General features: G+C 62.3%; 26 protein-coding genes. 6 read left to right on the top strand and 20 right to left on the bottom strand.

What is annotated here, in order from left to right; translation table 11 throughout:
* Nucleotides 1-65: 65 nt before the first annotated feature.
* From ACFC20_RS08865 to ACFC20_RS08895, 7 genes are all read right to left on the bottom strand, one after another.
* Complete coding sequence (locus ACFC20_RS08865; protein ID WP_375192681.1) at nt 66-947, bottom strand: alpha/beta fold hydrolase; 882 nt, start codon at nt 945-947, stop codon at nt 66-68.
* A gap of 96 nt (nt 948-1043) precedes the next feature.
* Nucleotides 1044-2126 carry a molybdenum ABC transporter ATP-binding protein gene (gene modC / locus ACFC20_RS08870; protein ID WP_375192682.1) on the bottom strand — a complete coding sequence of 361 codons (1083 nt, stop codon included), beginning with the start codon at nt 2124-2126 and terminating at the stop codon, nt 1044-1046.
* Nucleotides 2123-2803, bottom strand: a complete 681-nt coding sequence (gene modB, locus ACFC20_RS08875) for a molybdate ABC transporter permease subunit (RefSeq protein WP_375192683.1) — start codon at nt 2801-2803, stop codon at nt 2123-2125. The genes modC and modB overlap by 4 nt, the downstream gene beginning before the upstream one ends.
* Complete coding sequence (modA, locus tag ACFC20_RS08880) at nt 2803-3621, bottom strand: molybdate ABC transporter substrate-binding protein (RefSeq protein WP_375192684.1); 819 nt, start codon at nt 3619-3621, stop codon at nt 2803-2805. Before modA ends, modB begins: the two co-directional genes overlap by 1 nt.
* Nucleotides 3622-3637: 16 nt before the next feature.
* On the bottom strand, nt 3638-4570 hold the full coding sequence (locus ACFC20_RS08885; protein WP_375192685.1) for an alpha/beta hydrolase: 933 nt from the start codon (nt 4568-4570) through the stop codon (nt 3638-3640).
* On the bottom strand, nt 4533-5519 hold the full coding sequence (locus ACFC20_RS08890; RefSeq protein WP_375192686.1) for a sterol desaturase family protein: 987 nt from the start codon (nt 5517-5519) through the stop codon (nt 4533-4535). The genes ACFC20_RS08885 and ACFC20_RS08890 overlap by 38 nt, the downstream gene beginning before the upstream one ends.
* Before the next feature lie 106 nt (nt 5520-5625).
* Nucleotides 5626-6381, bottom strand: coding sequence for a glutathione S-transferase family protein (locus tag ACFC20_RS08895; protein ID WP_375192687.1), 756 nt, complete (start codon nt 6379-6381; stop codon nt 5626-5628).
* 136 nt (nt 6382-6517) lie between these two features.
* On the opposite strand from ACFC20_RS08895, the gene ACFC20_RS08900 reads away from it, so the two are divergent.
* On the top strand, nt 6518-7507 hold the full coding sequence (locus tag ACFC20_RS08900; protein ID WP_375192688.1) for an META domain-containing protein: 990 nt from the start codon (nt 6518-6520) through the stop codon (nt 7505-7507).
* Here the strand turns inward: ACFC20_RS08900 and ACFC20_RS08905 are convergent.
* From ACFC20_RS08905 to ACFC20_RS08920, 4 genes are all read right to left on the bottom strand, one after another.
* The gene (locus tag ACFC20_RS08905; RefSeq protein ID WP_091988291.1) at nt 7483-8352 is read right to left on the bottom strand and encodes an ABC transporter substrate-binding protein; all 870 of its coding nucleotides are present in this window, start codon (nt 8350-8352) and stop codon (nt 7483-7485) included. The genes ACFC20_RS08900 and ACFC20_RS08905 overlap by 25 nt on opposite strands.
* A 79-nt stretch (nt 8353-8431) precedes the next feature.
* Nucleotides 8432-9493 carry a glycine betaine/L-proline ABC transporter ATP-binding protein gene (locus ACFC20_RS08910; protein WP_375192689.1) on the bottom strand — a complete coding sequence of 354 codons (1062 nt, stop codon included), beginning with the start codon at nt 9491-9493 and terminating at the stop codon, nt 8432-8434.
* Nucleotides 9494-9504: 11 nt separating this feature from the next.
* Nucleotides 9505-10539 carry an ABC transporter permease gene (locus ACFC20_RS08915; RefSeq protein ID WP_375192690.1) on the bottom strand — a complete coding sequence of 345 codons (1035 nt, stop codon included), beginning with the start codon at nt 10537-10539 and terminating at the stop codon, nt 9505-9507.
* A gap of 95 nt (nt 10540-10634) precedes the next feature.
* A complete protein-coding gene (locus tag ACFC20_RS08920) occupies nt 10635-11603 on the bottom strand; it encodes an ABC transporter substrate-binding protein (protein ID WP_375192691.1) in 969 nt (322 codons plus the stop codon).
* A 344-nt stretch (nt 11604-11947) separates the two neighbouring features.
* On the opposite strand from ACFC20_RS08920, the gene ACFC20_RS08925 reads away from it, so the two are divergent.
* From ACFC20_RS08925 to ACFC20_RS08940, 4 genes are all read left to right on the top strand, one after another.
* Entirely contained in the window at nt 11948-13048 is a 1101-nt protein-coding gene (locus ACFC20_RS08925) for a M14 family zinc carboxypeptidase (RefSeq protein ID WP_375192692.1), read from the top strand.
* A 36-nt stretch (nt 13049-13084) separates the two neighbouring features.
* Entirely contained in the window at nt 13085-13819 is a 735-nt protein-coding gene (locus tag ACFC20_RS08930; RefSeq protein WP_375192693.1) for an alpha/beta fold hydrolase, read from the top strand.
* A gap of 89 nt (nt 13820-13908) precedes the next feature.
* Nucleotides 13909-14526: a glutathione S-transferase family protein gene (locus ACFC20_RS08935; RefSeq protein ID WP_375192694.1), complete on the top strand. Its 618-nt coding sequence runs from the start codon at nt 13909-13911 to the stop codon at nt 14524-14526.
* Nucleotides 14527-14562: 36 nt separating this feature from the next.
* Complete coding sequence (locus ACFC20_RS08940; protein ID WP_375192695.1) at nt 14563-15180, top strand: DUF4202 domain-containing protein; 618 nt, start codon at nt 14563-14565, stop codon at nt 15178-15180.
* Nucleotides 15181-15326: 146 nt separating this feature from the next.
* On the opposite strand, the gene trpC is transcribed toward ACFC20_RS08940, so the two are convergent.
* From trpC to rpe, 6 genes are all read right to left on the bottom strand, one after another.
* A complete protein-coding gene (gene trpC, locus ACFC20_RS08945; RefSeq protein ID WP_375192696.1) occupies nt 15327-16148 on the bottom strand; it encodes an indole-3-glycerol phosphate synthase TrpC in 822 nt (273 codons plus the stop codon).
* Nucleotides 16149-16314: 166 nt separating this feature from the next.
* The gene (trpD, locus tag ACFC20_RS08950) at nt 16315-17343 is read right to left on the bottom strand and encodes an anthranilate phosphoribosyltransferase (RefSeq protein ID WP_375192697.1); all 1029 of its coding nucleotides are present in this window, start codon (nt 17341-17343) and stop codon (nt 16315-16317) included.
* Between the two features lie 11 nt (nt 17344-17354).
* Entirely contained in the window at nt 17355-17936 is a 582-nt protein-coding gene (locus ACFC20_RS08955; protein ID WP_375192698.1) for an aminodeoxychorismate/anthranilate synthase component II, read from the bottom strand.
* 16 nt (nt 17937-17952) lie between these two features.
* A complete protein-coding gene (trpE, locus tag ACFC20_RS08960) occupies nt 17953-19440 on the bottom strand; it encodes an anthranilate synthase component I (protein WP_375183173.1) in 1488 nt (495 codons plus the stop codon).
* Between the two features lie 230 nt (nt 19441-19670).
* Entirely contained in the window at nt 19671-20360 is a 690-nt protein-coding gene (locus ACFC20_RS08965) for a phosphoglycolate phosphatase (RefSeq protein ID WP_375183174.1), read from the bottom strand.
* Nucleotides 20357-21043 (bottom strand): ribulose-phosphate 3-epimerase, encoded by a 687-nt coding sequence (gene rpe / locus ACFC20_RS08970; RefSeq protein WP_375183175.1) that lies wholly within the window; start codon nt 21041-21043, stop codon nt 20357-20359. The genes ACFC20_RS08965 and rpe overlap by 4 nt, the downstream gene beginning before the upstream one ends.
* Nucleotides 21044-21210: 167 nt before the next feature.
* On the opposite strand from rpe, the gene ACFC20_RS08975 reads away from it, so the two are divergent.
* Complete coding sequence (locus ACFC20_RS08975; RefSeq protein WP_375183176.1) at nt 21211-22128, top strand: DUF3530 family protein; 918 nt, start codon at nt 21211-21213, stop codon at nt 22126-22128.
* Nucleotides 22129-22150: 22 nt separating this feature from the next.
* Here the strand turns inward: ACFC20_RS08975 and ACFC20_RS08980 are convergent, their stop codons facing one another.
* The 3 genes from ACFC20_RS08980 to ACFC20_RS08990 are packed head-to-tail and all read right to left on the bottom strand — an operon-like array spanning nt 22151 to nt 24646.
* Nucleotides 22151-22909: a DnaJ domain-containing protein gene (locus ACFC20_RS08980; protein ID WP_375183177.1), complete on the bottom strand. Its 759-nt coding sequence runs from the start codon at nt 22907-22909 to the stop codon at nt 22151-22153.
* Nucleotides 22896-23609, bottom strand: coding sequence for an N-acetylmuramate alpha-1-phosphate uridylyltransferase MurU (gene murU, locus ACFC20_RS08985; protein ID WP_375183178.1), 714 nt, complete (start codon nt 23607-23609; stop codon nt 22896-22898). The genes ACFC20_RS08980 and murU overlap by 14 nt, the downstream gene beginning before the upstream one ends.
* Nucleotides 23606-24646, bottom strand: a complete 1041-nt coding sequence (locus tag ACFC20_RS08990; RefSeq protein ID WP_375183179.1) for an aminoglycoside phosphotransferase family protein — start codon at nt 24644-24646, stop codon at nt 23606-23608. The genes murU and ACFC20_RS08990 overlap by 4 nt, the downstream gene beginning before the upstream one ends.
* Between the last annotated feature and the right edge of the window lie 66 nt (nt 24647-24712).

The following is a 24712-nucleotide window of genomic DNA, read 5'->3' on the forward strand; positions in this document are numbered from 1 at the left end:
CCGTATGCCCGGTGGTGTGAGAGGACGGGGGAGGTAACTCCCCCTCCTACTCGATGGTCGGGCGTTCAGGCCTGGCTCGTGATAAATGACCGGACCGCGCCGGATACCGCCTCAGGCTGAGTCAACAGGGCCCAGTGGGGCGCATCAAGTTCCCGGACCGTCAGTTTGCCGGCCCAACGCTCCAGGTGCTCGTTCAGATGGGGACCAACATAGGCATCACGGGTTGGCACCAGCACCTGCACGGGGCATCTTGCCACCCTTGGGCGCGGCCGCAGCAACCTGGGCAGGAAATTGGCCCGGTACAGTTTCACGCCATAGGCCCCGTCTGCCTTCTGCGCGTCGCTGAAACGGGCATCGGGAACCTCTTCCCGGGTCCGGAGGTAGTCTGGCCAGTAGCGGTCGAGGCCGGCGTTCCAGATGGCCTCGGGCAGCAGTGGAATCTGGAACAGGAACACATACCAGGAACTGGCGAACTGCCGCAGGACCTTGCCGAGCCCCTCCGCCCCGGTTGTCGCCAGCTGGCTCCGGATCCAGAAACCGACGTGGTCCAGGCAGGGACCGGAGATGGACGTGTAGGACCGGATGCGGTCCTGCAGCGGGCCTCCGGTGACCGACTCCCAGCTCTGGATTGAGCCCCAGTCGTGGGCCACCAGGTGAAACTCCCGGCCGGGGATCAGTGTGTCCACCACCGCCTGCATATCGCCGGCCAGTGCGGCCAATCGATAGTCCCGGGTGCGCCGGGGCTTGTCGGATCGGCCGGCACCGCGGACATCGTAGCGGATCACCAGGTAGTCCCGGCTCAGGGCGGAGGCTACCTGATCCCAGACCTGATGATTGTCCGGGTAACCATGCACCAGCACCAGTGGCGTGGCCGCCGGATGGCCCTCCGCGACGGCGTGGATGACAAGGTCTCCGCTGGTAATCCAGTGTGCACTCTGTTCCTTCACGATCTGGGCCTGCGTGGCTGCTGAAGACAGACCCAGAGTAACCACGAGGCCGGGCTGACCCTATGGCAGAGCGGGCCAACTGCCATGCCGCCGGTGTCAGTCGGCCAGGGCCACTGATTTGATCTGCATCCACACCGGTCGACCCGGCGCTAGTGCCAACTGGTCCACGGCTCGGGTGGTCAGGCGGGCCAGTACGGGAGTTGGCCCAGCGAGCAGCCGCACAATGCTGATGCCGGGGGTAACGTCCGGCTCGATCCGGTCGATGGTTGCCGGAATCAGGTTCTGGATACTCTGGTCGGCGTGCCGCTCGAGCGCCAGGCTGATGTCCCGGGCCAGCAGCCGGACCCGCACCTGGTCACCCGGCTGCATCCCGTTGTCCCGGCCCAGCCAGAGTGACCCACCCTTGAAATCGACGCGGGCCAGGTGCCAGTGATCATCCAGTTCGGCGATGGTCCCCTCCAGCAATACGCCGGCGTCATCGTCGAGGCGAAACGGGTTATCCAGCCGGGACAGGGTTTCCCGCATCGGGCCTTTGGCCACCACCTTGCCGTCCTCAAGCACCACCAGGTGGTCCGCGAGGCGGGCCACCTCGGCCGTGGAGTGGGACACATACACGATGGGAATGGCGAGGGCGTCCCTGAGCCGCTCCAGATAGGGCAGGATTTCCTGTTTGCTCGCCTTGTCGAGGGCCGACAGGGGTTCGTCCATCAGCAGCAGCCTGGGGCTGGTGAGCAGGGCGCGGGCAATGGCCACCCGCTGGCGCTCACCGCCGGACAGGCCGGCCGGCATGCGGGTCAGATGGGTTTCAAGGCCCAGCCAGCGCACGGCGTCGTCAAAGCTGATCTGGCGTTCCGCTGCCGGGATGCGCCGATATCCGAATTCCAGGTTCTTGCGCACGTTCAGGTGGGGAAACAGGTGGGTTTCCTGAAAGACATAGGCCAGTGGACGTTTATGGACCGGAAGGAACGTTCGCGGCGTTTGCCAGGGTTCGCCCAGCACGGTCATGGTGCCGTCGGCACTGTGCAGGCCGGCCATGCAGCGCAAAAGCGTGGTCTTGCCACAGCCCGAGTGGCCGAACAGGGCAGTGATACCGGTGCCGGGAAGGGTCAGGTCAACGTTCAGGGTAAAGCCCGGAAAAGCGCAGCGGAAGCGGGCACAGATGGTGTCGCTGGCGCTCATCGCAGGGCTCCCGAACGGGCCTTGCCGTTCAGTGCGTACAGGGTGACCAGCACCACAAAGGAAAAGACCACCATGCCTGCGGACAGCCAGTGGGCCTCAAGGTATTCCAAAGACTCCACGTGATCGTAGATGGCAACTGACAGCACCTTGGTTTCGCCGGGTATGTTGCCGCCGATCATCAGGATCACGCCAAACTCACCGATGGTGTGCGCGAATGTCAGCACGGCGGCGGTCAGGAAACCGTTTCGGGCCAGGGGCACGGCAACGAACAGAAACCGGTCCCAGGGGGCTGCACGCAGGGTGGCGGCCACTTCCAGAAACCGGTCGCCTACCGATTCGAAGGCGTTCTGAAGTGGCTGCACGGTAAATGGCAGGGAGTAGATCACGGAGGCCACCACCAGACCTTCGAAGGTAAACGGCAGCAGGCCGATGCCGAGCGCCTGGGTCAACTGGCCGACCCAGCCTTCGGGGCCCATCACCAGCAGCAGATAAAAACCAAGCACGGTAGGTGGCAACACCAGGGGTAGGGCGACGATGGCCGCGATGGGCTGTCGCAGCCAATGCTCGGTACGGGCCAGCCACCAGGCGATGGGCGTGCCCCCAAGCAACAGGAGCAGGGTGGTAGTGGTGGCCAGCTTGAGGGTCAGCCAGACCGGGTCCCAATAGGTTTCGAGCATCACTCAGCCGTTGTCTGTCCGGTGTCGTAGCCATAGTCGCGAATAATGGCCATGGCCGTTTCTGACTGCAGGAACGCCATCCATGACCGGGCTGCGTCATTATCGGCGCCGTGGGCCAGCAGGATCGCCTGCTGGTCGATGGGCTGATAAAGACGTTGCGGGATCTGCCACAGCGTGCCCCGCTCTGATGGCGCCAGTGCCGCCTCCCAGGCGATGACCTGGGACATTGCAACGAAGCCCGCCTGGGCGTTGCGGCTGACCACAAACTGGAACGCCTGGGCGATGGAGTCTCCGCGCACGAGCCTGGTCTGCAGCGGCTGCCAGAGGCCAAGATGTTCCAGAACCTGGCGGGCAGCCAGCCCGTAGGGCGCGGTCTTGGGGTTGGCCATGGCCAGCCGCGCAAAAGACTGTTCTTCAAGATAGGCCTCGCCACGGCTGAACGCATCTGCTGTGGGGCTCCAGAGTGCGAGCCTGCCGCGGGCGTAGGTAAACCGGCTGCCCGGTACTCCGGCGCCGGCCTGTTCGATCAGCTCTGGTCGCCGGGCGTCGGCCGCCATGAAAACGTCGAACGGTGCCCCGTTGCGAATCTGTGCGTAAAGCTTGCCGGTGGAACCGAAACTGGCCGAGACCCTGTGGCCGGTGTCGGCCTCGAAGCGCTTGATCAGATCCCGGGTGGTGTCGGTAAAGTTGGCGGCCACGCCAAGACTGACTTCACCCGCAATGGCCAGCGTACCCGCCGCCCAGAGCAGCACCGTCATCGTGAACGTCGTCCATGGCCCGGGGCGGAACAGGCGTTGGGCGTCTCGGGGCTCTGGCATGGCGCAGGACTTACTGTTAGGCGGCTGACTGACCGGCTTGATTTTCCCTGTACAGACACAGGGAATGCAAGTACTGCCAGACTTCGTCGCGGTTGATTTCGTTGAGCATCTCATGGCGCCCGCCCTCAAACAACCGCAGGGTCACGTTCTCGATGCCTGCCTCGCGAATGGCCTGGAAATGACGGCGGACGCCCCGCCCCATTTCCCCGACCGGGTCTGCCGTGCCGGAGAAGAGGTGCACGGGCAGGTTCTTCCGCCAGAGCGAGGGGCGAATGCCGAGCATGCCTCCGATGAAATCCTGCCAGAGCCCCACCGTACAGGTGAAGCCGCAGAGCGGATCGGCAATGTAGCGGTCAACCTGTTCCGGATCGCGGCTCAGCCAGTCCGCCGGAGTCCGGTTAGGGCGGAACTGGTGGTTGAACTGGTCGAAGGTCAGCCGTGCCACCAGTCGGCTGCGGTGGCCTTTGCCCCGCACCAGCCGGATCAGGCGAACCAGCGCCCCGGACGCCAGCAGCTGGCGGCGATCAATCCGGTTGGTGGCGCTCAGGATCAGGCTGTCCAGGGTATCACCGTGCTGCTGCGCGTAGCTCTGTGCGATGAACGAGCCCATGCTGTGCCCCAACAGGTGCAGCGGCAACCCGGGGAAACGGGCCCGAGCGTACTGGATGACCTGATGCAGGTCAGAGATCACCCGGAGCCAGCCCCGGGTGTCGGCGTAATGGCCGAGGGCTGTCGCCGGACAGCGGGTGCCGTGGCCGCGATGATGGTAGGTGATGACCGCGAGGCCCCGATCCGCAAGCCAGAGGGCCAGGGGCGCGTAGCGGTCACCGTGCTCGGCCATGCCATGGCTGATCACCAGAACGCCGGCAGGGTTGGCGGGTGTCGTCAGGCTGCCAGTGATTGTGTGCTGGTCAGGGGTGTCCAGACTCAGTGGGTGTGTGTCGGTCATATCCGCCCGGTTCCTTGTTGTTGTCGTCCTTTGCCGGGCGCTGCCACTCCGGCGGTTTCCAAAGATGGGTAAGGCGAGACCATAATCCGCCCGGCCGGGCCATGTCGCGGAACAGGTCCACGTATTCGTGGGTCCAGAGCACAATCAGGTTGGTGGAGTCGACGGGGCGGGTGATGCCGTACACCGGCGGTTCCTGCGCTTTTTCGTCCACGAAGGTGCTGAACAGCCGGTCCCAGATGATGAGCGTACCGCCGTAGTTGCGGTCGATGTAGCCAGGGTTCCGGCCATGGTGCACGCGGTGGTGGCTGGGAGTGTTGAAGATCGCCTCGACCCAGGCCGGCAGTTTTCCTACCAGCGTGGTGTGGATGAAAAACTGGTACACCAGAGAACAGGCATAGGCGACACCAATCCACACGGGATTGAAGCCGATCAGCGCCATGGGCAGGTAGAACACCCACATGCCGTTGAAAATGTTGGTGGCGTTCTGGCGCATGGCGGTGGAGAAGTTCATGCGCTCGGAGGAGTGGTGAACCACGTGTGCCGCCCAGAACCAGCGCACCCGGTGGCTCGCCCGATGCATCCAGTAGAAGCAGAAATCCACACCCAGAAAGGTGAGGAAGGCGGTGAGTGCGTTTAGTTCCAGGTCCAGCAGACGGTAGTGGTAACACAGGGCGTATACGGGAAACGCAATGATCCCCGCGAACAGCAGTTCGGTGATCTGGTAGCCGGCGCCCAGGGCAAAATTCCGCACCGCTTCGCGGGCATCCATCAGGCGGGGGTTGTGGCGTATCCGCAGGTATTCCCAGAGGGTCACGGCAATGAACAGGGGGGTGGCAATCACGAAGATCAGTTGCCGCTCGTCCAGCGCCAGCCAGGGCGCGGCCCACTGCCATAGGGACAGCAGGCCACTGTCTTCTAGCACTGCCAGCATCATGTCGGTCAGGGCCATGGAATACCGCCGGGATCAGGGAATGGTGTTGATACTCTGGCACGGAACTGGCGCCGGGGAATGTCGGTTCCCGCCAGTTCCGTTGACCATTTCCGACAGGCCCGGCTCAGGGGCTGGCATCGCCTCCGCGGTGGTCCCGGTAGACAGCCTCCAGGGCGGCCAGCTGCGGTTGCCACTGGTCCAGCCAGGCCTGGATGTCCTTGGGAATACGCTTGGCTTTGGGCCAGGGCACCGGGTATTGGGCTGGCTGGAACATGGGCGCAAACAGCGCGGCGGCGGTCAGGTCTGCGCGGGAGAAGCGATCACCCACCAGGAACGACCGGGAGCCATAGATCTGCTCAAGCTCGGCCAGCAGTCCCTCCATGGTCAGCCGGGATTGCTCCGCAGTTTTTTCATTGATTTTCATCCAATTGCGCATTACCTCGTCTACCCGGCTGAAGGCCAGGCTGAGCAGAATGCGATTGTAAAAAGGCGTGCCCGCCGCCAGCATCGGCACCACCACCTTGGGGCGTTTCAGGAAATGGTGGTAGGAGTAGCAGCGAATCGCCGGCCCGGCTTCCTCATCCAGCCGGCGTTCCCAGGCCAGGGCCTGCTCGCGCTCGACAGGATCGTCCGGGGTCAGTGGATGCTCGGGAAAGGTGTCATCCAGGTAGTCCAGTATGCGGGCGGAGCCCTGGACAACCTGGCCGTTGTGATCAATCACCGGCACTGACGACTCACGTCCGGTCAGCCGGCGAATTGTCTTGATGTGCTGGCCCGGCAACAGATTGACTGTCTCATGGTTGATGCCCTTGTAATCCAGGGCCCAGCGAACCTTTTCGCAGTAGTGGGAAATGGCAAATTGGTAGAGTTTCAGCGCCATGGCGGCCTCCTGATGGTTTGGGCTAGCATACTGCCGCCGCCGCCGGATAAGAAGCTTGGGATGTCATGGCATTGGCCTGTGGTGGCCATGCCCTTTAAACTGTGGTCCGAACATCATGCGAACAAGGGAACTGACCATGTATTTACGACGAGTTCTGACGCTGTCCGTCGTTACCTGTGCCGGGTGGCTGGCCTCCGCCTGCTCGACGCTGCCCGGAGGCAATACCGAAAGCGCACCCGAAACCTCCTTCGGAACCTACCATTGCGGCCAGCTGGAGATCCAGGTGGCTGGCACCGAGGGCAGCGATCTGCTCGGAATCAATTACCTCGACCGCCGCCTGCTACTTAAACCCGCGGTAAGCGCCTCCGGGGCACTGTATGTGGCGCCCGGCGATGACAACACCCGGTTCTGGAACAAAGGCCAGCGGGCGACCCTGACCATCGGCGGGCGGTCCTACCCGGAATGCCTGAAGCCCGGCGATATCGAGATGCCCTTCGAAGCCCGGGGCAACGAGCCATTCTGGCACGCCACCATTGAAGACGGGGAACTGCTGCTGACCCGCCCCTTCGAAGAGCGGGGTACCCGCCGGCTGCCAGTGACCCTGGATACCGCTAACCGGCACGGTCGAACCTACACAGCGACCGTTGATGAACTGGACGTGAGCCTGACCATCGCACGGCAGCTCTGCCAGGACAGCATGTCCGGCGCCCAGTATCCGGCCCAGGTTCGCCTGACTGTGGATGGCGAGCCCTACAGCGGCTGCGGTGGCGACCGTCAGCGCCTATTCCGGGGAGCCGTCTGGATTGTCGAGGATATCGGCGACACCGGTATCATTGACCGCTCGCGAGTCACCATCGAGTTTCTCGACAACAACCGCATTGCCGGCCGGGCGTCCTGCAACCGCTACACCGGCAGTTATGAACTCAGGGGCGAGGGTATTGAAGTGGGGCAGGTGGCCGCCACGCGCATGGCCTGTGCTCCAGCCCTGATGACGCAGGAACAGCGATTCCTGGATATTCTTCAGGCGGCAACGGATATCCGTATCGGACAGCAGGGGGAATTGCTGCTGACTTCCGCCGGGGGAAAGGTTATCCGCGCATTTCAATCCGACCAGGACAGCCCGTAGCGGCCGAGGATCTGTTCGGCCCGGCCAGAGGCCTGCAGGGCCCGAGTGCCCTCGGACAGCAGGGTGGCCAGCCGCAGGGACTCATCGCGGGCTGGTGAGAAGGCGACATACAGAGGCGATTGGTGGAGCACGGCGGCCAATCTGAGCGTCCGGGTATCGCCGCCCTGTGCCAGTTCCCAGGCCATGACAAAGCGGTCTTCGGGGAATACATCGGAGCGTCGCTTGTACAGCAATTCGATGGCCCGCCCCAGGGGGGCCGGCCCGGACAGGATCCAGACCCGCTCGGGATCGTCCTGGTAGCGGGTAATGTAGGCATCCAGTTCCGGCGAGTAGGCATAGCCGTTGATGGCAAGCAGGATGACGCCGGCCAGGGATTCGACGCCGGCGTATTGCCAGTCGCTGTCCGGATGGGTGTAGAGGGCGATGGTGGTATGGCCGATGGCTTCCTCCGGAAACACGAAATCCGGGGCATCCGCCGGCAGTGCGCCCACCACGGCGTCCATATGGCCTTCCCGGGCCAGTTGCAGGGCCCGCGCCCAGCTCATGTTGACGTATTCCACTTCGATGCCCGCCCGGGCAAACGCTTCCCGGGTAATGTCGATCATGTAGCCCTCATGATCGGTACCGGCCTCGCAGTTGTGCGGGCACCAGGGGTCGGCGGCAATGGTGATGGTCCGGGGTGACCGTGGCGCCGGTTCTGGCTCAGGTTCTAACTCCGGTTCTGACTCCGGTTCTAACCCCGTGGCGGTCTCGGCCGCCACTTCCATGACCGGAACGGGGGGATCCTCAGGCTCCGAGCAGGCAGCCAGGAACAGGGCCAGGCAGCAGAACAGGATTCTTGCCACGATCTTCGTTCCAGCAGGGAAGGGATACTTCTCCTGTAAGCATAGTTCGTGGCGCGTCTTTTGTAACGGTCGCCTGGCTTCAGGCGGCGTTTTTGTCCCGATCGGCAGACGCTGCGGTGGGCACCAGAGCCCGCGCCAGATCCTTCATGTGCAGTGTGCCTACCTGTTCGCCCTCCCGCATTACCCGGAAACACAGGGTCATGTCACCCTCAGACACCTTGAGCACGGTTTCGAGGTTGTCCTGCTCGGTGACATCGCCGGCGTAGTTGTTGTCGCCGGCCTGACCGGATTTGCTCATGATCGAGCGCACCCGGAGTACCCGGGCCCGGTTGATATCGCTGATGAAGTCGACAATGTAGGGATCGTTCGGTTCCAGAAGTATGTGCTGCGGGTCGCCCTGCTGCACCACCTCGCCGTCCTTCAGGATCACCAGATGATCGGCAAGCTTAAGCGCTTCGTCGAGATCGTGGGTGATGAACACGATGGTCTTATGCAGCTCACCCTGCAGTTCCAGGAGCAGATCCTGCATGTCGGAGCGGATCAGCGGGTCCAGTGCCGAGAAGGCCTCGTCCATCAGCATGATCGGGGCGTCGGAGACCAGCGCCCGGGCAATGCCCACCCGCTGCTGCATGCCGCCGGAGAGCTGGTGTGGGTACTGGTGTTCGTTGCCCTCCAGGCCCACCCGGGCCAGCCACTTGCGGGCATCCGCCTCGAAATCCGAGGTGGTGTAGCCGCGAATGTCCTTGGCCATGCCGGCGTTTTCCAGCACGGTTTTGTGAGGCAACAGGGCGAACTTCTGGAACACCATCGACATGCGTTCACGGCGAAGGCGGCGCAGCTGTGCCTCCGAATAGCTCATGACATCCTCGCCATCCACCCGGATCTCGCCCGCCGTGGGGTCAATCAGGCGGTTTAGGTGGCGGATCAGCGTGGACTTGCCTGAGCCGGAGAGACCCATGATCACGGTGATCTCGCCATCGTGCATATCCACGTTGATGTCCCGCAGGCCAAGCACGTGTTTCTGCTGCTCCAGCAGTTCTGCCTTGCCCATGCCTTTGCGCACGTATTCCAGGGCGACATCGGGTGTGGGGCCGAAGATCTTGTAGAGGTTCCGGATCGAAATCTTGATGTCTTTTGCCATGACCTGGCTCCTCACTGCTTCTGGGAAACGTTGATTCGGGCAAGCGATGCCTTGGTCACCCGGTCAAGGATAACGGCCAGGATGACAATGCCGAGACCGGATACCAGGCCCACGCCCAGCTCCAGATTTCGGATGCCCCGGAGTACCAGAACCCCGAGACCGGGCGCAGACACGAGCGAGGCAATCACCACCATGGCCAGGCTCATCATGATGGTCTGGTTGACCCCGGCCATGATGTTGGGCAGCGCCAGGGGTATCTGGACCTTGTAAAGCTTCTGGCGCGGGGTCATGCCAAAGGCGTCGGCGGCCTCGATCACATCCTTGTCCACCAGGCGGATACCCAGGTTGGTCAGCCGGATCACGGGCACAATCGCGTACAGGATAATGGCGATGCCGTAGAGCTTCGATTCGGTGACGCTGAACAGGAAAATCAGCGGAATCAGATACACGAAGGGGGGCAGGGTCTGCAGCATGTCGAGTATGGGTACGATCATGCGCTGCAGGGCATTGCTTCGGGCCATGGCAATGCCAATGGGCACCCCCATCAACACGCACAGGAAGGCGCATACGAAAATGATCGCCAGCGTTTGCATGGCGTAGTCGTAGTGGTCGATGAAAGCGAGCAGCATGACACTGCCGCCGACAAACGCCACCAGCTTCCAGGATTTGGTAACCAGAAATACGATGCCCAGAAGAACCGGGATAACGATCCACCAGGGCGTGTTCAGCATGGCGTACAGCGCACCGTCCAGGAACCAGCTTAGGGGCTGGGTCAGCGGATCCAGCACCAGGCTGAGGCTGTCCTTGATGGCCAGGAAACCCTGCTCCAGGCCCTTGGTCAGTTCCCTGGACTGGGGAAACGCGGCGCAGGATTCGTTCAATGCATCCATGGACGGGAACGGCAGCTCCCAGATGGACGGGTCGTCGGCTTCCTTGCCCTTGGTTTTAGCCAGCAGATCGGCCATCGACATGGGGCCGTCACTCTTGCCTTCGGAGCACCAGTCTTCGAGGCCGAGGGCGGAAAACAGCGGGTCGTAGGTTGCCATGGGCGTTCAGTCTCTCCTGCGCGCGTCTGAATTGGGTTCGATTGTGCGGAGGGTTGCCCGGGCCACACAGTGTTGGCCCGGGCGGGGCAGGTAGATCAGTTGTTCAGAACGCTCGCAAGACGCTCCCGGGCGGAGTCGTTCAGCCAGCTTGCCCACTCATCGCGGTTATTGGTCAGGAAGTAGACTGCTGCCTCCTCGCCGGACGCGTTGTTCTCGTCCATCCAAGCCAGAATTGAACTCATGGTGGAGGTCTGGAAAGTCAGCTTGCTCAGCATCTCGGCCACTTCCGGTTCGCGTTCCTTGAAGTCGGTGGTAACGGAAGTCAGCACCGTGGCGGCCGGGAAGTCAGACACACCGGGATTGTCCACATCCGGGGTCTGGTTCTTCTGGTGCACCTTGGGCTTGATCTCACCGAGATCGACCCGGGTCATGTCGTATTTGCCCAGCGGCACCGTCGGGCCCCAATAATAGCCAAACCAGGGCTCCTCGTTCTGTACGGCTGAGGCCATGGATGACGCCAGGGTCTCGCCGGAGCCGTGGTTGAATACTTCAATGCCGGAGTCTTCGAGGTCCAGGGCACGAACCAGGTTATCGCTGACCACGCGGCAGCCCCAGCCGTCCGGGCAATTGTTGAAGCGCCCGCCAACGAGTTCGGGGTTGGCCATCACGCCCTCAATGGTCTTGAGTTCAGGATGTTTCTCGGCCAGGTAGGTCGGAATCCACCAACCTTCAACACCGCCCGGATCAAGGACTTTGCCCAGACGCTCGACCTTGCCCTGTTCTTCCAGGCGCAGGTAGGCCTCGCCGGCGGAGTTCAGCCACAGCTCGGTGACAATGTCGGGCTCACCGTTCTCGGCGACTGAGGTCACGGCAGGTACGGTATCGGAGGGCACGATGGTGACATCGCAGCCATAGCCCTGTTCCATGATGAAGGTGGCAACGTTGGTGACCACCGTATTGGACGCCCAGCCCATTTCAGTGATGGACACCTCGCCGCAGTCAGCCTGGGCGATGGCGGGAATGGATAGAGCGCAAAGCATTGCAGCAGACGTGAGCTTTCGCATAGTCACTTCTCCTTTTTCAGGGTTTGTGATTCTTTGAGAATGGTTCTGGTAGTCGCACCGGATCGGGGGCCGGCGCCAGGTTACACACCGTTGCCGGTGTGACTTCCAGTACTGGGGAGCCGCAGTCCATAAGGACCGGGATAACAGCAGTTTTCAGCGTGCTGTTGAGGTCAGGCAAAACAGAAGTCTCGGTTATTGCTTACTCTTTAGGATAACGAACCTCAGCTCAGTTACAAGGGTGTAACGAAAATCCGTCCGGTTTGCGGACAGATCGGCTGTCGACACCGTCAACAATCTGAAGCAATTGCCCGTTACCCTGAGGCGTCCCTGTACCGGAGATGCCGATGACTGAATTGCGTGACCTGACACCCCACACCGCGATTGCCAATGAACAGGCTGGCCGGGATGGTCGCCAGAGGCGGCTGTTGCGCACCTTTCTGCCGGAGCTGGTGGGTCTGGAAAGGCTGCTGGCAGAAGCACCGGAGCTGGTGACCACCGATCTGGTCGAGCGGGTCGCGCTCAAGGAGCTGTCGCTGCCGATCTATCGGGTTGATATCGGTTCAACCCGGCCGGATGCACCGGTGGTGCTGGTGGTTGGCGGGGTGCACGGACTTGAGCGTATCGGCAGCCAGGTGGTGATGGCCTGGTTGCGGTCGTTGCTGGCGCGGGTGACCTGGGATCAGCACCTGGCTCAGCTACTTCAGACGGTTCGGATTACCCTGCTGCCGATTCTCAACCCCGGCGGCATGTATCTTAACCAGCGCAGCAACCCGAACGGCGTGGACCTGATGCGTAATGCGCCCATAACCGCCCAGGACCGCAGCGCCTTCCTGCTTGGTGGACAGCGCCTGTCGCCCCGGCTGCCCTGGTACACGGGCGATCCGGAGCAGGGTATGGAAACCGAAAACCGGGCTCTGGAAACGGTGATCCGCGAACTGCTCCCCGGTCGTCCGTTCAGTGTCGCCCTCGATTGCCACTCGGGCTTCGGCTGGCAGGACCAGATCTGGTTTCCTTACGCTTATCGTCGTCGACCCATGCGCCGTATTGCCTCGGTGATGGCGCTGAAACTGATCTGGGAAAAGGCCTATCCGAACCACAACTACCGGTTCGAACCCCAGTCCCGCCACTACCTCACTCACGGGGATCTCTGGGATTATTTCTACAAGCAGGTCAACCGGGAGAACGCCGGCGTGTTCCTGCCGCTGACCCTCGAGATGGGATCCTGGCGCTGGATCCGGAAACGACCCCGGCAACTGCTGCGTCTGGATGGTCTGTTCAATCCGTTGGTGCCGCACCGACACCAGCGGGTGTTGCGCAGCCACCTTACCTGGATGGATTTCCTGGTGAATGCGGCGGCCAGCCACGAGAACTGGTTGCCGGCTCACGAGGAGGAGTCCATGCTGAGGGAAGCGGCCATCATGCACTGGTACCGGGACATCCCATAAGCGCGTGATGGTGTGGTAACCCGACAGGACGAACCTATGCACTGGATTCTGTTGCGCGGATTGACGCGGGAACAGGCCCATTGGGGGAGCTTCCCCGCACGCCTTCAGGAGGCGTTTCCGGGGCACCAGTTTCATGCGGTGGACCTGCCCGGTACCGGTGTCCACTTCCGCGAGGACAGCCCGGACACCATCGCCGGGATCCGCCAGCGTGTAATCCGGCAGGTCGACCACATTCCCCGGCCATTCAGCCTTCTGGCACTCTCCATGGGTGGAATGGTCGCCCTGGACTGGGCCCAGCAGGCGACTGAGGGTGAGATCCAGAATCTGGTACTGATCAATACCAGTTCCGGCTTCAGCCCGCCCTGGCAACGCATGCGCCCGGGTGCCTGGCCCAGAATTCTCCGGCTGCTGGCCCGTCGGGAACTGTTTGACCGTGAGCGGGATATCCTTCGGCTGACCTCCAACCGCGACGTGCCCCTGGAACTGGCCAAGCGGTGGTACAGCACCCAGCGCCAGCGACCGGTCAGTGCCCGGAACGCATTGAACCAGCTCGCCGCAGCCGCCCGTTTCCGCCCTGCCGAAAAACGCCCGCTCCCGGAGGCCCTGCTGCTGGCCAGCCGGGGTGACCGGATTGTGCACTGGCGTTGCAGTGCGGCCCTGGAACAGCGCTGGCAGTGGATCCTCAAGTTGCACCCGGATGCGGGCCACGACTTGCCGCTGGACGACCCTGAATGGGTCATCCGCCGCATGCATCAGTGGCTGTCCCGGTAATCCCGGTTGCTTGACGCAACCGTTCTTTCCGGTCAGTCTTCTGTCCTTCAACCGCCAATGCCGAAACCCGAGGAACGGAGCCGATAATAATGAAAATCTTCGAGACCAAAACCGCCCCCAACCCCCGTCGAGTGCGCATGTTCATGGCCGAGAAAGGCCTGCTGGACAAGGTCGAGTTCATCGAGATCGACCTGCAGAAGGGCGAGAACCTGACCCCTGAATACGCCGCCCGCAACCCGATGAAGAAAGTGCCGGTGATGGAGCTGGACGACGGCACCTGCATCGCCGAAACCATGGCGATCTGCCGCTACTTCGAAGAAAGCTACCCGGACACACCCACCCTGCTGGGCGACACCCCGCTGGAAAAGGCACAGCTCGAGCAGTGGCTGCGCTGGATCGAGTACTACTTTTTCATGCCCACCGGCATGTGCTTCCAGCACACCACCGGCTACTTCAAGGATCGCATGAACCCGATCAAGGAATGGGGCGAGGAGTGCGGCAAGAACGTCGAGAAGTTCATGCATTTCCTTAACAAGCAGCTCGAGGGCAAGGAATACATCTGCTGCGACCGTTTCACCGCTGCCGACATCAACGCCTTCACCACGGTGGCCTTTGCACGGGTGGTGGGTATCCGCATCCAGCCTGAGCAGACCAACCTCCAGGCCTGGTACGACCGCATCAAGGAACGCCCCTCGGCCCAGGCCTGAGCCCCGGCCGGTTCCGGAACCAGAAGAGAGATCACAATGACCACCACGGATTCAAGACTTGAGTGTGCGCTCACCGCGATCGACGCGGCAAACAGGGCCGATCCCAACCAGGAGTCATTCGACGGAGAGCACCTGCCCAAGGAATACGCCTACAGCCTGCACATGACCCGCTGGCTGTTCGCGCTTGAATCCAATCCTTCCGAGCGCATGCAGATCGCCTGCCGGGCCCAGCACATCGAGCGCTGGACCCTGCCCCGCAGCGACTACCCGGAAGGCCGGAAGGCCTATTATCAATGGCGCCAGGCCTGCGGCCGGATGCACGGCAAGCGGGCTGCCGAGATCATGGCCGGCTGTGACTACCCGCAGGAGGAGTGCGACAGGGTAGAGACCATCCTGACCAAGCGGGAACTGAGGCAGGATGCCGACACTCAGCTCCTGGAGGACGTGGCCTGCATGGTGTTCCTGGAGAAGTACTTCGCGGATTTCTACGAGGAAAAGGCAGACTATGATCGGGAGAAGTGGCTGCGCATCGTGCGCCGGACTTGGGGCAAGATGTCGCCCCGGGGGCACGAGGCGGCGTTAAAGCTGGCGGAGGGGATGCCGGCGCACCTTCTGGAACTTTTGCAGGAGGCTTTGGCTGAGCCTGAGGGATAATCGCTGATTCAGGCTCGTGTGCACAGGCCGGCGGGAGGGACCTGCCAAAATACGCTGTGAATACGTCCCTGTACGCTCGGCTCCGCCATCCATGGCTCCGCACGATTTTGGCAGGTCCCTCCCGCCGGCCTGTTCATAATTGGGAGTTAGCCTTCAGGGAAAAACATTTCTCGCAGTTTTGAGCCAGGCTCCTCGGCACGCATAAATGATTCGCCCACGAGGAAACCGTAAATCCCGCGAGCAGTCATCGCCTCCACATCGCTGCGCGTCATGATGCCGCTCTCGGTAATAGTCAGCCGGTCCTGTGAGATGCGTTCATGAAGTTCAAAGGTGGTGTCCAGCGAGACCTCAAAGGTATGCAGATTGCGGTTGTTGATGCCCACCAGCGGCGTGCTCAGCGTCAGCGCATCGTCCAGCTCCTCGCCGTCGTGCACTTCCACCAGAACATCCAGCCCGATTTCATGGGCAATGCCCTCCAGCTCCTGCATCTGGTCTTTAGTCAGACAGGCGGCGATCAGCAGAATGCAGTCCGCACCGATGGCGCGGCTTTCGTAAACCTGGTACGGCGCGACCATGAAGTCCTTGCGGATCACCGGCAGGCTGCAGGCGTTGCGGGCCGCCACCAGGTAGTCCTCGTGGCCCTGGAAGAAGTCGCGGTCGGTGAGTACCGACAGACAGGCGGCGCCGCCGTTCTCGTAGCTCTCGGCAATAATGGCCGGTTCGAACGGATCCCGCAGAATGCCCTTGCTCGGTGAGGCTTTCTTGATCTCGGCGATAACCGCGGGAGTCTGCTGTTCAATCCGGCGACGCAGAGCGTTTGCAAAGCCCCTTGCTGCCGGTTGATCCCCCGCTTTGGCCTTAAGATCTGCAATCGAAACGTCGCGCTTGCGTTCGTCAATTTCTTCCCACTTCCGATCAACAATTTTCCGAAGAATCGTCGGTGTCTTATCCAGATGTCGTTCAGTCATTAGCGGCCTGCAAATAGTTAGCGAGAGCCGGTGGAGCAGGGCTTTCCAAAACTGTCTGCAGCCATGGAGGGCTGCAGCCAAGCCCTACAGGGACGTATTCACGGGCGTGTTTTGGAAAGCCCTGCTCCACCGGGTCGTCCTGCCGAAATCCGACAGGCTTATCCGATCAAAAACACTGAGAAAAATCAGCCAGCTCCGACATCTTGCCGGCGGCGAGGCCTGAACCCATGGCGTCCAGGGCCAGCTCCACCCCTTCTTTCGGTGTCTTGGCCAGCCCCGCCACGTAAATCGCGGCGCCGGCATTCAGGGCAATCAGGTCCCGGGCCTTCTCGGCCATTTCATCGTGACCACGACCGAAAGCTGCTTTGATCAGCTTCAAAGAATCGTCGGCGGTATCGACAGTCAGTCCCACCAGAGACTGGCTTTTAATGCCCAGATCTTCGGGGGTGATGTCGTATTCGGTGACCTTGCCGTCTTTCAGCTCCGCCACGTGGGTCGCACTGGCCAGGCTGATCTCATCGAGACCGTCCTTGGAGTGGACGACCATAATGTGCTCCGCGCCGAGCCGGGACAGCACCTCAGCCATGGGCCGGCAAAGCTCCCTGGTGAACACACCGATCAGTTGGCGTTTTACACCCGCCGGATTGGTCATCGGGCCCAGGATGTTGAAAATGGTCCGGCAGCCCAGCTCCTTGCGGGGGCCAATGGCGTGCTTCATGGCGCCGTGATGGGCCGGGGCGAACATGAAGCCGACGCCGATTTCCTCGACGCAGCGGGCTACCTCCTCCGGTTTCATGCTCAGGTTGATCCCCAGCTTTTCGAGCAGGTCGGCACTGCCGCTCTTGGAGGACACCGCCCGGTTGCCGTGTTTTGCCACAAAGCCGCCGGCGGCCGCCACCACGAACGACGCGGCTGACGACACGTTGAACAGGTTAGCGCCGTCGCCTCCCGTGCCCACGATGTCGATCAGCGGCTCGGCCTTCACCGTCACCCCGGTGGCCAGCTCTCGCATGACCTCGGTGGCGCCGGTGATCTCGTCAATGGTTTCGCTTTTGATGCGCAACCCCATCAGAAACGCGCCGATCTGGGCGTCGGTGGCCTCGCCGTTCATGACGATGCGCATCACGTCCTTCATTTCCTCCCGGGACAGGTCCAGGCTGGAGGCAATGCGGTTGAGAGCTTCTTTCATGTCCATGTGTCGGCCTCTTATTGTGTTTTCAGAAAGTTGCGCAGCAGCTCGTGACCCTGTTCCGTCATAATAGACTCCGGATGGAACTGCACGCCTTCTATGGGCAGTGTCTTGTGGCGAACCCCCATGATTTCCTCGATGGATCCGTCGTCGTTGCGGGTCCAGGCGGTCACTTCCAGGCAGTCCGGCAGGCTGGTCTTGTCGATCACCAGGCTATGGTATCGAGTGGCCTGCAGCGGATTGCTCAGCCCCCGGAACACGCCGGTGTCCTTGTGGAACACCGGGGAGACCTTGCCGTGCATCACCCGACCGGCGCGGATGATGTCGCCACCGTAGACCTGCCCGATGGCCTGGTGACCCAGACAGATGCCCAGGATCGGCAACTTGCCGGCAAAGTGGCGGATGGCCTCCATCGAAATGCCAGCCTCGTTCGGGGTGCAGGGGCCGGGAGAAATCACCAGCCGTTCCGGGTTCAGTGCCTCGATCTGTTCGATGGTGATTTCATCGTTCCGGTACACCTGTACATCGGCGCCCAGCTCTGCCAGATACTGCACCACGTTGTAGGTGAAGGAATCGTAGTTATCGATCATCAGCAACATAATCCGTTCCTCCGCCTCAGTGGTCGAAATCGTTGTAGGTCATGGCCACTGCCCGGAAAATGGCACGGCCCTTGTTCATGGTTTCCTTCCACTCGAGGCGGGGCACCGAATCGGCCACCACGCCGGCGCCGGCCTGGATATGCAAGGTGTTGTCCTTGATCACGGCGGTACGGATGGCGATGGCGGTGTCCATGTTGCCATTGAACGACAGATAGCCCACGGCGCCGCCGTAGACGCCGCGCTTCACCGGCTCAAGCTCGTCGATGATTTCCATGGCCCGGATCTTGGGCGCGCCGCTCAGGGTGCCGGCGGGCAGGGTGGCTCGCAGTACGTCCAGGCAGCTGGTGTTTTCCTTCAGCCGGCCGGTAACGTTGGAGACAATGTGCATCACGTGGGAGTAGCGCTCCACGATCATCTTGTCGGTGAGCCGCACGGTACCGGTTTCGGACACCCGGCCAGCGTCGTTTCGGCCCAGGTCGATCAGCATCAGGTGTTCGGCAATTTCCTTCGGATCGGCCAGCAGCTCCGCTTCCAGCGCCTTGTCCTCGGCATCTGTGGCGCCGCGCTTGCGGGTGCCGGCGATGGGCCGTACGGTGACCTCTTCGTCTTCCACACGGGCCAGGATCTCGGGTGAGGAGCCAACGATGTGGAAGTCTTCCAGGTCCAGGAAATACATGTAGGGCGACGGGTTCAGCACCCGCAGAGAGCGGTACAGATTCAGCGGCGGCGCCTCGAAGGGAATCGACATGCGCTGGGAAATCACCGTCTGCATCACGTCGCCGTCCAGCACGTAGCCCTTGATCTTGTCTACGGCAGCCTCGAACTTGTCCTGGCTGAAGCCGGAGACAAAATCGCTCTCGTCGACGACGTTTCCACGCAGGTGTTCGGGCGTGCGCGGGGCATCGGCGGTCTGGCGGTGCAGCCGGCCCTCCAGCTCATCGATGCGGATCTGGGCCTTGTCGAACGCGCCCTCCACGGAGGGGTCGGCGTGGACGATCAGGTGCAGCTTGCCACGCAGGTTGTCGAACACCACGATCTCGTTGGACACCATCAGCAGAATGTCCGGTGTGCCGATCTTGTCCGGCGGGCAGCTCTGGCGCAGGCGCTTCTCGATGTAGCGCACAGTGTCGTAGCCGAAGTAACCCACCAGGCCGCCATTGAACCGGGGCAGTTCGTCCAGGTCCGGAGCGTGAAAGCGCTTCTGATAGGACTCGACAAAGGCCAGGGGGTCTTCCACTTCCTCGGCTTCGACGATCTCGCCGTTGCGGGTGATTTCCACCCGGTGGTCAAAGACCTTCAGCACTTCCTGACTGGGCAGACCGATGATGGAGTAACGACCCCATTTCTCGCCGCCCTGCACGGATTCAAACAGGTAGGAGTAGGGCCCGCTGGCGAGCTTCAGATAGGTGCTCAAAGGTGTGTCGAGGTCGGCCAGCACCTCGCGGTGTACGGGGATGCGGTTAAAGCCGGCCTCGGCGAGCTCGGCGAATTGCTCGGGTGTCATGGTACGGATTCCTGAACTCTGATCTGCGTTGTGGACGCAGGCCTGCGCCTGCATCGGGTGCGAGGCTCAGCGGGCAGACGCCAGCCAGCCTCCGGGCTTGCTCAGCCGGTGCGCCATCGCCACCATCGTGTTGCGCGGGTGGTGAGGATGCCTCGCGCTGCAGTCAGATTCAGTCCCTGCACGGCAGGAATCTCCCGTAATGAAGTGCTCAATGTCAGATCCTTGTGAGATTACAAAAGCTCGGCCAGTGAATCAACAACGGCATCGGCCCCCAGGGTATCTACAGACGCCCCGTAGTTGTAGCCATAGCGGACGGCCACGCAGGGGATGCCGGCGGCCCGGGCGGCGTTAATATCCGCCGCCGAGTCGCCCACCATCACCGTGGTCCCCCGGGTACCCCCGAGTTTCTCCATGGCGTGGATAAGCGGCGCCGGGTCCGGTTTTTTCACCGGCAGCGTGTCGCCGCCAACGCTCAGGTCGAACCAGTGTGCCAGGTTCATCTGCTCGAGCAGCGGGGCTACAAACTGCTCCGGCTTGTTGGTCACGATGCCAAGCCGGCAACCCTGATTCTTCAGGTGCGTCAGGCAGGCCTCGACACCGGCGTAGACCACCGAGTGCCGGCCATTGATGGTGCCGTAGGCGTGGTAGAAGATCGCCAGGGCATCCTTGAACAGGGCGTCGTCTTTCGGCCGCGCGGGCTCCCAGTCCACCTGGCCGGCCAGGGCCCGCCGCACTAGCACACTGGCGCCATTGCCAACCCACTGCCGCACCCGCTCAAGCCCCGCGGGCGAGCGGCCCAGGTGCTCGAGCATCTGGTCGACCGCCGCGGCCAGGTCTGGCGCGCTGTCCACCAGGGTGCCGTCCAGATCAAACAGGGCTACACCGGGCCAGCGAGGGCTGAACAGCCCCGCGAGGCTCATTGGCTGATCACCGTGCGGGCCTGCTCCAGTTCCTCGCGCATGGCGTCGATGGTGGCCTTGTAATCGTCCGTGTTGAAGATGGCGGAGCCTGCTACAAACGTGTCGGCGCCCGCTTCGGCGATCTCGCGGATGTTGTCGGTTTTCACGCCGCCGTCGATCTCAAGACGGATGTTGTAGTTGCTGGCGTCAATGCGCTTGCGGGCCTCCCGAAGCTTGTCCAGGGTGCCCGGAATGAACTTCTGGCCACCAAAACCCGGGTTCACCGACATCAGCAGCACCATGTCGAGCTTGTCCATCACGTAATCCATGTAACTCAGCGGCGTGGCTGGATTGAACACCAGGCCGGCCTGGCAGCCGCCGTCCCGGATCAGTTGCAGGGAGCGATCAATGTGGTTGGTCGCCTCCGGATGGAAGGTGATGTAGCTGGCACCGGCGTCGATAAACATACGGATCAGGTCGTCCACCGGAGACACCATCAGATGGACATCAATGGGGGCGGTAACGCCATGCTTTCGCAGTGCTTCGCACACCATCGGACCGATGGTCAGGTTGGGCACGTAATGATTGTCCATCACATCGAAGTGCACCACGTCGGCACCGGCAGCCAGTACGTTATCGACTTCCTCGCCCAAACGGGCAAAATCGGCGGACAGGATGGATGGGGCAATCAGGTAAGGGTTCATGACAGCTCTCTCGCAACATTGGACGATTGGGGATAATGGCACGTGGCCTGATCAGCGGTCCCTGCCGCAATTTCACAATGGCTGCTAGTCTAACAGCTCAATCGGCTTTTTTCGCAGGGGAAGGGTAAGCATCTGTGCAGACGATCAGGAACCGGGCAGGGGGCGGGATGGCGGCCATAGCGGTGATTATCTTATGGATCCTGGCCTTGCCGGTGTCGGCCCAGGAAACGACAGCCGAGAGCGATGCCGCACCGGGCGCCCATAGCCCCGCGGATCGGTCCATGCTCTGGACCGGCTCGGGCGAACAGGCACTGAGCCAGACCTTTCCGGAATCGTCGGTCTGGCTTGAGCTGGAGAACGAGGGGCGTGCGCTTGCCCTGTTTCACCCGGAGGACCGTACGCCGGCCCTGGGCGCCGTCGTTGTACTCGCTGATACCGGCGAGACCGCCGCCTCCGGTATTACCCGAGCCCTGGCGCGAGGCCTGACCGCCAGAGGTTGGGCGGTGATGAGTCTCGGGCTGGAGGCACCGTCCCCTGTGCTGCAGCAAATACTGGCACGGTCGCCGACACCAACTGGGGAGGAGGAAGCCGGTTCTTCAGAAGAGTCGTCATCGACCCAGTCTGTGATGATTGACGTCATGGCATCCGAGAAGGCCCAGGGTCTCGAAGAACAATATCGGAGCCGCATAGGCCAGGCGTTGTCCGCAGCGGTGGCTGAACTGAAGGCGAGGGGTTATGACGCTCCGGCGGTGCTGGGTATTGGTCAGGCAGCGGTACACGTGGCCAATTATGCCCTGGAGGCGAGTGAGGTGTCGGCGCTGATCTGGGTGGCGCCGCGATTCTATCCCGTTGACCGGCAGGCCCTGCCACAACTGCTGGAAGGGATGGAATCGAGGATGCTGGAACTCTACCCGTCGGGAGGTGCAAACGAGGCCTCGGACCCGGAACAGACCATCGGTCTGACCTTACGAAGGGCCGGCGTGGCCACGGTGGACCGGCAACCGGTGCCCTGGCTGAGCCCGCCGCTCGAGCCCCTCGGCGACTCGGTGGCCAGTCGGGTGTCGGCCTGGCTGCAATCGAAGTAACTCTGGCCGCTGTTGGTCGCGCTCAGCGCGGGCTATGGTGCCGTTTTATCAACTCCCAGGCCTGTTGATAGTGCAGCAGGCGTTCCTTGGCCAGCGTCTGCTCACTGGCGCTGATTTGCTGCTGCGCCAGCTTGTCCGGGTGGCATTCGGACACTTTTTTCCGGTAGGCCCGTTTGATGATTTCCAGGGAATCGCGACGGGTCACGCCGAGAATTTCACAGGCCTGCTGGTAGCTGGTGGGGCGGGCCAGGTTCTTGCTCTGGCGGGCCCAGACCTTGCTCGCGTAACTGTCGAAGATTTCTTCGGTCACACCAACGGGCAGGCCAATCTGATCGATGGCGTCTTCGCAGCGGTACCGTCGCGGTTTCGCCGGGCGGCCATGAAGCTGGCTGGCGTGGCAGAGACAGATGGCGGTTTTCAGGGCCGGGGCCGGCCAGAGTCGGCGGGAGAGCCGAAGGGCCAGGCCCCGGATGAAAGGCAGCCGGTCGGCGGACTTGCCTTGCTGGAACCAGCCAATGGCTCGCCGACGCTGGCGTCGGGACAGCTTCATGGCCTTGATCAGCGACTCGGCGTGGCCAATATCGGCTTCGGTCACACGTCCGTCGGCCTTGGCGATATAGCCCAGGAAGAAGAACAGCGGCCGGCGGCACCAGCGGGGCAGGCGCGCCCGTTCGATCAGAGCCGGCGCCTGGTGGCCGCAGGCGGAGAGCTCCTGCATCAGGCTCGAGAACTCGGCTTCCATGCGAGCCGGCAGAACGGAGCGAGTGTCAGTGCTGGCCATGGTGGTCGTGTGTCCTGCCATGCAGATGTCGATCCAGAGCCCGCAGCCGCTTCGGCGTACCCACATCCACCCATTGCCCCGGATGGAACAGGCCTCGCACCCGCTTCTGCGCCATGGCCCTGCGCAACACCGGGCCGAGTTTGCCAGCCTGATCGCTCAGGCCCTCAAACAGACGGCGATGCAGCAGGCTGATGCCGGTGAACGTGTGCCGGTCCCGGTCGTCGTCGGTCAGCAGGCCTTCCGCATTGAGATGGAAATCGCCGGACGGATGGTGCGGGGGATTGTGGGTGACCACGAGCACGGCGTCAGTATTGGCGGGCGGGGTCGCCGCCAACGGCAGCAGCGTCGAAAGGTCGAAGTCGCACCAGATGTCTCCGTTGATCACCAGGAACCAGTCACAGTCGGGGCCCGTTAGCATGGGCAGGGCCCGTACGATGCCTCCGGCGGTCTCCAGCGGCTCGCCTTCCCGGGAATACTGTATTGAAACACCGAATGGTTGGCCGCTGCCCAGGGTTTCCTCAATCTGGTCTCCCAGCCAGGCATGATTGATGACCACGTCCTGAATCCCCGCATCGTGCAGTCGCTCCAGATGATAAACAATCAGCGGTTTGCCGCCGGCTTTCAACAGCGGTTTCGGGGTGCTCAGGGTCAGTGGCCGCATGCGTTCGCCCTTGCCGGCGGCGAGGATCATGACTTTCACGAACCGGACCGCTCACGGCCGGGCGCCTTGCCAATGCTGGCTTCGATGCGGGGCATCACGGTGTCGCTCAGCCATTCGTGGAAATGTCGCAGGGCGGGTTGCCGACTGCTGGCAACCATCAGGTAGTGCACCGTACGGGGGATGTCGTTCAGGTAACCGTGCTTGCCGTCACGGATGGACAGCCGGGCGAAAATGCCCGCGGCCTTGAGGTGGCGTTGCATACCCATCAACTCGAACCACTGCCGGAAGGTGTCGGGATCGGCCCGGTGAAGGCCGGCCTCGCGGCTTCTTTGCCGATAGTGTTCGAGCCACTCGCAGATCTTCTGCTCTGGCCACTGGATATAGCAGTCTTTCAGCAGCGAGACCAGATCGTAGGTGACCGGCCCGGTAACGGCGTCCTGGAAATCAATGACGCCGGGTCGTTCCTGATTCAGGCGAACCAGCAGGTTCCGGGAATGGTAATCCCGATGCACCGTCACTTCCGGCTGGGCCAGGGCACTTTCCCGGAGTATCGCGAACGTGGTGTCCAGCAGCGCTCGATCGCTGTTGTCCAGGCTCATGCCGAGTTGTCGTTCGAGCAGCCAGTCCGGGAACAGCGCCATTTCGCGCTCCAGGAGCGTGGCATCGTAGGGTGGCAGAGGGTAATCCGGAGGGGACGGCTGGCCGGCAATCAGCAGCAGTTCTTCCATCGCCGCCCGGTACAGGGCATCCGCCGAGTGGTCGTTGAGCTGTCCCAGCATCAGCCGGTCACCGAAATCCTCAAGCAGCAGGAATCCCTGGGCAAGATCGGTCTGGAGGATCCCGGGCACGGACACACCCTCTCCGTGCCAGTGCCGTGCAATTGCTACGAACGGCACGCAGTCTTCGTGCTCCGGTGGCGCGTCCATCACGATATGGGGGATGCGTTGCCCGGCCTCACGCCATACCCGGAAGTAACGCCGGAAGCTGGCGTCGCCGGAAACCGGCTCGGCCTGGCATTGCTCGAAGCCGGGAAACTGTCTGACCCACTCGGTCAGCAACTGCAGGCGGGTGTCCATAGCTTGGGGCTCGATCCTGTGAAGAGAGCGATCCTGTGGGTGAATGTACTGTCACGCACAGCGAAA

The sequence above is a fragment of the Marinobacter sp. genome, from assembly GCF_041984545.1.
Classification (GTDB): Bacteria; Pseudomonadota; Gammaproteobacteria; order Pseudomonadales; family Oleiphilaceae; genus Marinobacter.